At 62.8% G+C, this 8,682-nt stretch carries 4 protein-coding genes; 1 reads left to right on the top strand and 3 read right to left on the bottom strand.

Annotated features, from left to right (window positions below; all coding sequences use genetic code 11):
* Positions 1-116: 116 nt before the first annotated feature.
* Positions 117-4,616, bottom strand: a complete 4,500-nt coding sequence (locus ABIZ35_RS00825) for an alpha-2-macroglobulin family protein (protein WP_348217977.1) — start codon at positions 4,614-4,616, stop codon at positions 117-119.
* Positions 4,613-5,266 carry an AMMECR1 domain-containing protein gene (locus ABIZ35_RS00820; protein ID WP_348217976.1) on the bottom strand — a complete coding sequence of 218 codons (654 nt, stop codon included), beginning with the start codon at positions 5,264-5,266 and terminating at the stop codon, positions 4,613-4,615. The genes ABIZ35_RS00825 and ABIZ35_RS00820 overlap by 4 nt, the downstream gene beginning before the upstream one ends.
* Before the next feature lie 127 nt (positions 5,267-5,393).
* Here ABIZ35_RS00820 and bioB point away from each other — a divergent pair, with 127 nt between their 5' ends.
* Entirely contained in the window at positions 5,394-6,425 is a 1,032-nt protein-coding gene (bioB, locus tag ABIZ35_RS00815) for a biotin synthase BioB (RefSeq protein WP_348217975.1), read from the top strand.
* Positions 6,426-6,641: 216 nt separating this feature from the next.
* Here the strand turns inward: bioB and ABIZ35_RS00810 are convergent.
* On the bottom strand, positions 6,642-8,682 hold a 2,041-nt coding region (locus ABIZ35_RS00810; RefSeq protein ID WP_348217974.1), incomplete at its 5' end, for an alpha-L-arabinofuranosidase C-terminal domain-containing protein.

Genomic DNA, 8,682 nt, shown 5'->3' with positions numbered 1-8,682 from the left:
GTCGGCGGGCTTTGCGGCGCCGGCTGCCTGTGCTGTCGTGACGCCGCCCAGCGCGGCGAGGGAGAAGAGAACACCGACTGCTGCGAGCCGCCGCCGGGAATAGGCAAAGATAGAAGTCACTTGGTTTCTCCGATCTGGACGGTGGCGAGACTGCTGTTGCCGCGCACTTCCGGGAAGTAAGTCAGGGCGGCGATGTCGGGCAGGATGCGATAGCGGCCCGGCGTTTCGGCGTCAAGGCGATAGGTCAGACGCGTGCGTCCTTTGGGCAGGCGGTCGAAGAAGAAGACGACTTTGCTGTCGCGCACTTCCTGGCGGATATAGCCGGCGTTCCCATTTTCGCAGAAGTCCACCGGATAGCTGCTTTGCCCGTCGCCGACGCTTTCGATCTGGCAGCCGGCCGGGACGGGATCCTCGATCATCACATGCCGGTAATCGGCGTCGGCGTTGATCTCCACCTCCACATCGATCACCTCGCCGGAGGCGATGCTGTTCGCCTGCGAAGGATCGTCGGAGGCGAACCGGAACTGGCGATGGACGCTCAGGCCGTGCGCTTCTGCTTTTGCCTTATCCGGCGGCGTCAGTGAGGCGACGACGCGTGAGACGTACAGCACGCCCGCGCCCTGCTTGTCCACTGTCAGCGTTTGATGGCCCTTCAGACGGTCCGGAGTGAGTGTCAGCGTCAAAGGCTCGCCGAACGCGCTGCTGGGTGTGGCGTCCAGCTGCTTGACCAGTTCTCCGTCCAGCATCACGCGCGCCTTGTAGCTGGATGTGAGCTCTTTGGTCTGGCTCATATACTGCGCGAGGGCAAGCAGAGACTCGGAGCTGCTTTTGGTCGTGCTCCAGGAGGCGCCGTCGCGGCTCGCCATTAGCCAGCGCACGGCGCCGGCAATATGCTCGTCGTGGGGGCGAGTCGCGAGCAGGGCGCGCAGGACGTGCGCGGTGGCGTCCACATCGTCGTTACGCCAGCTGTATCCGCCTTCCGTCGCGGACCAATGGGTCGTGCGTCCGCGTGTTACGGCGCTGGCGACGAGTTCTTCGGCGATCGTTCCCGCCAATCTCATGGAGCGATCGTCGCCGGCATGCGCCAGGGCCAGGCAGAGTGACGCCAGGCCGTAGGTGTCCAGATGGTTGCGCAGTGGGAACAGATCGGCGAGCGGCTTCGCGGCGGCGGCCGGGCGGGCCTCGGCGAGCGTCGCCAGCCAATCGGCGCGGGTGGAGACATCCTGCTGCTGCGATAATAAGTTCAGCAGAGCGTCGGTCCCGCGCAGGATGCGCTGCTCGTCCACGGTATAGCCCGCCGCCTTCGTCCGTACGAGGGCGAGAAGGACATACGCGGTCATGTCGCCGTCGGTCTGGTCAAATTCCCACCAGTTCCAGCCGCCGTCGGGGTGCTGGTACCGATAGAGCTTCTGCAGCGCAAGACTGACGTCTTTGTTCACGTCCCAAGGAACGGCGCGTCCCGACGGGAGACTGCGCAGCGCCTGCGCGATAGCGACATCGGGTAGCAGGGCGCTCGATGTCTGTTCGGCGCAGCCGTACGGGTAAGATTTCAGATCCTGGACGGCGTCCAGCGCGGCGGCGGCGAGCGAGGGCGTCAGGGTCAGCGTGACCGCCGCGCCCGCCGGCAGATCGGCGAGGTTGACGGTCTCTTTCGCGTCGGCGTCCGTGAGCGCCGAGGCGCTTGCTGTGACGGTTTTCAGGCCGTCGGGGAAGGCCGGCAGGGTGTTTTCAATCGCGTCCTGTGCGTCGGTCCCGCCGTCCGCCGAGACGGTGAAGCGTACGGAGGCGCGGTCGGTGATCTTGGCGCGCCAGTCGATCCGCTGGGAGCTGGAGGCCGCGATCTGCAGGGTCCGGTCGGCGTCGCCCGTCAGGGTTGCGCCGTGGGCGTCGATGTGGGCGCGCACCGTGCGGTCGGTCTTCGTATAGTTCTGGACGATGGCGCTGACGACGGCCTCATCTCCCTCGACATAGAACCGGGGCAGGGCCATGCGGACGATAAACGGCTGCGTGGAGATCGCTTCCTGGGTCGTGCTCCCCACGGCGGTCTGCCCGGTGATCGCCCGCGCCGTCGCCCGCCATGTTGTCAGATTGTCCGGCATGGTGAACGAGACTTTCGCGGTCCCATCGGCGCCCGTCGTGACAGTCGGGTTCCAGTAAGCCGTATCCGCGAACTGGCGGCGCAGCCGGATATTTCCCGACCCCGGCGAGGCGGGCGAGGGGACCGTTTGATAGCCGCCCCCGCTGTACTGCGCGGCGAAGGAGAAGTCGGTTTGGATGCGCACTTCCTGGCCGCCGTAGAAGAACGGCTCCATGTCCGGCGTGTCGTCGGGCTGGATCGCGTAGATCGTCGCGTCTACGACGCCCAGTGATACTTCGGCGACAACGGGCCGGCCCTTGTTATCCCGAGTCGTGACCGTGTAGCTGGCCGTGTCGCCGGGGCGATATTCTTTTTTATCCGACGTGACCGAGACTTGGAGCTTTCGATCGGCGCGCTGGACGGGAAGGCGCGTCTGCTGTTCGTACAGCTGGTGATCCTGAATGATCGCGACATTGACCGAAACGCTGGGGAAATCCGACAGCGCGAGTGGGATGCGCAGCACGGTCTTTGGACCAGTCCAATGCACGACTTGGACGCGCCCCAGTCGGTCGCCCTCCACGGTCACCAGCGCCCAGGCTTCGCTGTGCGCGGGCCGCGCCGGGGCCGTTTTGGTGGCGGCGATGAACGGGCGATGCGAGAGCGATCCGGACATCGTGAGCAGGGCGGTATCGCCGGGCCGGTATTCTGCTTTGTCGGCGGCGACTTCTAGCGTTGGCTCCGAGACCGGGACATGCTTGGGCGGCATGGCGACCTGCACGCTGCTTTCCGCGCTGATCTTGTCGTGCTCGCTGTCGAACGCCTCGGCGGTCAGCCGCAAGTCGACGGGGCGAGGCGACGAGAAATAAACAACCCCACGTCCTTTAGAGCCTGTGTTGACCTCATGCGTCGTCACCTCTTCGTATGGCCGGTGCTGGCGGTCTTCCTTGGTCTCGATGGCGCTGACCTTGACGTGAGTAGCGACAGGCTTATCGTCATAATCCGTCGCTTCGACGACAACCGGGATCCGCGCGCCGGGTTTATAGGTCGGCTGTTCGGGCTCCACGGAGATTTGGAAGAGGCCGCCGGTGATTGTCGTGCTTCCACTGGCGGTGATCGAGCGGCGGCTGAGGTCGGAAACCGTCGCCTCCACCGAAAGATTCCGATCGAAGGGAAGGCGCTTGGTCTTGAGATCGAGATGGAGCTGTCCGTGGGAATCCGTCACTCCCTGCGCTGTAAACGACGGCTCGGAGTTTCCACCGCCGAAGGAGACGCTGTAGCGCACGGTGGCTTCGGTGACGGGTTTGCCGAAGTAATACTGCGCGTCGATGGTGACGGGAATGGAGGCGCCGCCCAGATAATGCGTCTTGTCGATTTTGACGCTCGCCATCATCTCAGGCTTGCGATACGCCTCCACGAGAAACTGGCTGTAGGCGTGATAATCTCCAATAGTAATATTCAGATGCCATGTTCCGAGCGTCGGCTCGGCCGCGAGCTGGAAGTCGCCATTGACCGAGCCGTTGGCGTTGGTGGTGACTTCACGGTGTTCGATCAGCGCGTCGGTGGCGTCGCGGATCTCCACAACAGCCGGCTTATTCGCATAGGAGCGCCAGGGAAGACCGTCGGCGCCGGGCGTCTCCAGGCGCTCGCGCACGGTCGCTTTATATTGGACTTTATGACCCGGCCGATAGATCGGCCGGTCGGTGACGGTATAGACGGCGTACGGCTCCGGCGCGCCCGGCTCACTAGTGATCGCGTAGGCTGGACCTAGCGGATTCGCTCCATGAATCCAGAGGTTGCCGGCGGCGCCTTTGGTGGGGATGCGCAGGACGCCCTCGCTGTTTGTCACGCCGCCGGGGCGCGGGCCGTTCGTGTCGGTCAGCGCCAGAGGGAGATTGGCGAGTGGCTTGCCGCTGGAAGCGTCCGTCGCGTAGACCAGCAGTTCCTGACGTGAGCGCTTCGCCAGCAGCGCCGCCCCCGTCACCACCAGCCAGGTGCGCTTCTCGACGCCGCCGGCGCGGGCCTGCATCAGATACGCCCCCGGCGCCAGCTTCGGCAGATTCACCGCGCGCTCCGCCCACTGATCGAGAAACACCTTTCCCATCGGAAACCGCCACGCCGTCGCCGGTTTCTGCCCATGCAGACTCACCGCTGTCAGCGTCTTCCCAAAGTTCTCCAGCGTTTTGCTGCTCTTGACGATCGATTCCAAATCCAGTCGATACGCCGCGAATTGCACGGCGGGAACGTTGAACCCGCTCAGACGCATCTGCGCCGGCTCGCCCGGCGTATAAGAGCGCCGATAGACATAAAGATCGATATTCGGCTTCATCGCCGCCTTCTTAAGCGGGTTCACCGGCGCCGCCGTATTGATCTGCTTGGCCGTAATAGGCGCTGGCTTTAGCTTCGCAGACCCTATGGCTTGCTTGGGCCTGGCGTGCGTCGCCGAGTGCTTGATCGTACGAGCCGTCGCCGAGAAGGCGGCGATGAAGAAAATCAGCGCAAACAGCAATCTGAGGGCGCGAGGGGAAGTCAATCGTCTCATTTGTACTGGCTCTCCATAAAGCGCGTATCGTGGATCTGGAAAAACTCGACGGCGGCGTTCGGCTTCGCCCCGGCGCGGGCGCGCCCCCAGGCGATCATATTCTCGCGGTGCGGCGACTCCCCCGAAAGCACCACTCCATAACGATCCTCATACTTGACCGCCAATCCATCGGTCACCGGATCGAGCCGCGCCGCCGCGCTCTCCGAAATCACGCGCGGCGTCCCCACCACGCTCACAATCAAGTTCAGCCCCGCCAGCTCCTTCATCGCCACGGGCTTAAACCTTCGATCACGCCCCGCTGAAGCCGCCGCATTCTCGATAATCTCCTCCGCCAGCGTCGGCTGCGTGGGATAAAGCGTCCCCATGCACGTACGCGGCGCGCCGTTTCGCATCATCGTGCTCACGAACACGCCGCTCCGCCCGCGCAAAAACGCCGGAACCGGCGACGGCGGATCGATCACCGTACGCGTCGCCGCATAAGCGTCAAACGCCCGCCGCGCCAGCGCCAGAACATAACGCCGTGCGGCGGGATCGTCGAGCGTGGCGTTCGCAGGAACAGACGGCAGCGGCGCGCCATGTGCGATAGTTTGTATTGCAACTAATACGAATAAGGCGATTGCCGTCTTTGGTAATGCGTGAGGGGTTCTCATAGAGACATCATATCATAAAACTACGTATGTAGTCAACAGGGCGCGTTTAACCGTTCTTGACATCCTCCTTCCGAACCAAGTAACATACCGTCATTCCAGATTTGAGCCACGGAGAGAAATTCATTCCATGCAGATCATCGAACGCGTGAAGCCGCTGTCGCCGACTAAGCCGACGAATATCGATTGGAGCGCGGTCGCGGCGCGCGTGCTTGCGGGCGAGCCGATCGATCGCGCCACGGCGCTCGCGGCTTTGCAGTCGCCGGACGCCGAGCTGCTGCCGCTGCTTGCGGCCGCCTATGAGGTGCGCCGGGCGGCGTTCGGAAACACCGTCCAGCTGTATTATTTGATGAACGTGAAGAGCGGCCTCTGCCCCGAGGACTGCCACTACTGTTCGCAGTCCAAGGTTTCCAAGGCGGAGATCGAGAAGTACCCGATGGTGTCGCGCGAGGAGATCCTGGCGGGCGCGCAGCGGGCGGTGGACAGCAAGGCGTGCACGTTCTGCATTGTGGCCAGTGGGCGCGGACCGACGGAGCGTGATCTGGAGCATGTGGCGGACGCCGTGCGCGAGATCAAGGACACGATGAACATTCGGGTCTGCGCGTGTCTGGGGATTCTGAAGGACGGCCAGGCGGAGCGTCTGCGCGACGCCGGCGCGGACCGCTACAACCACAACCTCAACACCAGCGAGGACTTCCACGGAAGCATCTGCACCACGCATACGCACTCGGACCGGGTGCGCACGGTGGAGGAAATCAAAGAGGCGGGCATTTCTCCGTGCAGCGGCGGCATCATCGGGATGGGCGAAAGCGATGAGGACGTCGTCTCGATGGCCTTCGCGCTGCGCGATCTGGAGATCGAATCGATCCCGCTGAACTTCTATATCCCGATCCCCGGCGTCCCGTTCGCCAATAAATGGAACTTGAACCCGCGCTATTGTTTGAAGGCGCTCGCGATGTTCCGGTTTGTGAACCCCACGCGTGAGATTCGCATCGCCGGCGGCCGTGAGCTGCATCTGGGCACGCTTCAGCCGATGGGACTTTACGCCGCGAACTCCATCTTCGTCAGCGATTATCTCACGACCAAGGGCCAATCCGCCGAGGACGATTACAAAATGATCGAGGACCTTGGTTTCACGATCGTCGCGCCGCCGGCGCGATGACCCACCCCGGCGCTTCGGGGCCGTCCTCTCCATGTGACCCACCCCGGTGCTTCGCGCCACCCCTCCCATGAAGCTGGGAAGGGTTGGAAAGAGATTCTCGAACGAAGGCTGCCTGAGCGACTTCAATCCTAACTACCCTTCCCAGCTTCATGGGAGGGGTGGCGCGAAGCGCCGGGGTGGGTTACTCAGGGGCGGCCGAAGGCTAGGACAGCGTCACTACTTCACCGACAGTGTCAGCACCGTCAGCGAGTTCGGCGGGAAGGTGTATTGGAAGCTCTTTCCAATCCCGGTGACTGGGATCGTCACGGGCGTCACTTTGTTCGGATCGCCAATCGTATTTGTATCCGTATCGTGGGCGGAGGTGAGCACGATCGCCGTTCCCTTCGGAGATACGGATCGGACGCCGTTCAACTGGATGGTTGTAGAGATCGGTTCGTACGTCGGGTTGACGGCCTTGACGTAGACGGTTCCGTTCTTGCTGACTTTGCTCACGACATAGGCGAGACCTCGGGCATGCTCCGTGTTTGAGGTTGAGGGAACGACGGTGTCGCCATGGTAGAGGCTGAAGAACTGCTGCGTGTAGTAGGCGGGCGAAACGTAGCTGTTCAATGCGTCGAAGCCGATCAGGTTTGTGCCCCACTGGGACGCGCCGGGGTTGACGTTCACCAGCAACGGCGCGTAGCAGGAGATCTGCACCAGATCCGCGTTGCGCTCGAAGCCAGCCATGAACGCGGCGTCGCCTAGCGCCCCTTTGAGGTTCGGCGTGGGGACGCCTTCCTGGCTGGCGTACTCGCCGACGAAGACCTTCGGCCCGCTGCGGCTGACCTTGTCATAGTGCTTCCAATCGGCCTCGAAAGAGCGGGCGGATTGATAGTAGTGATCGTCGATCACATCGGGCTTGCGGGATTTGACGTCGGCGCGCGTCGCGATCAATTGCAGATTGGGATACTTGGCTTTGATCGCGTCGTGGAACGCCGCGTAACGCTCTTCGTAGCTGCCGGAGTTGTCGAAGAAGTCCTCATTGCCGATCTCCACATAACGCAGCGCGAACGGTTTGGGATGGCCGTTTTTCGCACGCACGGCGCCCCATTTGGTATCGACGCCGCCCGTGAGATATTCGATCTCATCCAGTGCGTCCTGAACGAAGGGCTCCAAGCCATGACCGGGTGTCACATGCTCGTGTCCGAGCGCGAAGCCGGCGAATACGGCGAGGATCGGCTCCATCTTGAGATCATCGCACCACTCCAGGTATTCCAGCAAACCGAAGCCGTCGCTCGACCGATAACCCCATGGATCCTGATGTCCCGGCCGCTGCTCGATCGGGCCGATCGTCTTCTTCCAGTCGAAGCGCTCCGCGATCGTGTTGCCTTCCAGATAGTTGCCGCCCGGCAGACGCAGGAATGCGGGTTTGATCGCCTCCATCTGCTTCATGAGGTCGATGCGCGTTCCGTTCGGGCGGTTGTGAAATGTCGGCGGGAAGAGTGAAACCTGCGTGAACCAGAGCGAGCCGGGGGCGTCGGCGGTGATGACGAACTTATTGTTCTGAGAGGCCGGCGCGGACTTGGATGTGGCGAGGGTGACCGTGTACTTTTTCCACTCGCCCGTCACGCCCTTGACCGTAGATTTGGCGAACACCGTCGCGCCGTCATTGCTTTGGATCGAAACCGTCAGAGGAGCGGTATACGCGCCGTCGGACTTCGCGTAGAACGAGGCTTGGTACTTTGTGTTCGGCGTGACCGGGATGCCCCAATAGCCTTCGTTGGCGAAGCCAGCGCCGGCGCGCGTGGCGTCGAGGCGCAGGCTGTGCGTCAGTTCGGTGCTTGGGACGGGCTGCGTCATGTCGAGAGCGATTCGCGCGGAGCCTGCGTCGGGAAGCGCGCTCCAATGCGCGGGGGTATTGGCGTCGTCTTTGAAGGCGCGGTTTCGGATCAGCTCGGCATACAGTCCGCCATCGATGGAATGGCTGATGTCTTCGATCATCAGGCCGTACATCAGAGGATTGATCTTCGCGCCAGCTTTCGTAAAGTCGATGGTCATCACCGTCGGTAATGCAGGCGCGTCGAGTTTCAGGGCAGCGAGTTCGGCGGCGTCAATGTGGACGCCCTGGTAGGCGCGCACATCGTCGATCTGGGCGTTTGTAAAGTCCACGGGATTGCCCCCGTATTTGCCGCGCCCGATCTGCAAGTGCCCCTGCGCGCGCCACGGTTTGTCAAACGGCGCCGTGTCTTGAAGGACGCCGTTCACATAGAGCTGGATC

Source organism: Capsulimonas sp. (assembly GCF_039929585.1).
Lineage (GTDB): Bacteria > Armatimonadota > Armatimonadia > Armatimonadales > Capsulimonadaceae > Capsulimonas.
Note: the sequence above shows the minus strand (reverse complement) of the source record. Positions and strands in the feature narration are given on the sequence as shown.

Coding starts and splice junctions, on each gene's coding strand:
- ABIZ35_RS00825 (WP_348217977.1), bottom strand. CDS start 4,616: ATGAGACGATTGACTTCCCCTCGCGCCCTCAGATTGCTGTTTGCGCTG.
- ABIZ35_RS00820 (WP_348217976.1), bottom strand. CDS start 5,266: ATGAGAACCCCTCACGCATTACCAAAGACGGCAATCGCCTTATTCGTA.
- bioB (WP_348217975.1), top strand. CDS start 5,394: ATGCAGATCATCGAACGCGTGAAGCCGCTGTCGCCGACTAAGCCGACG.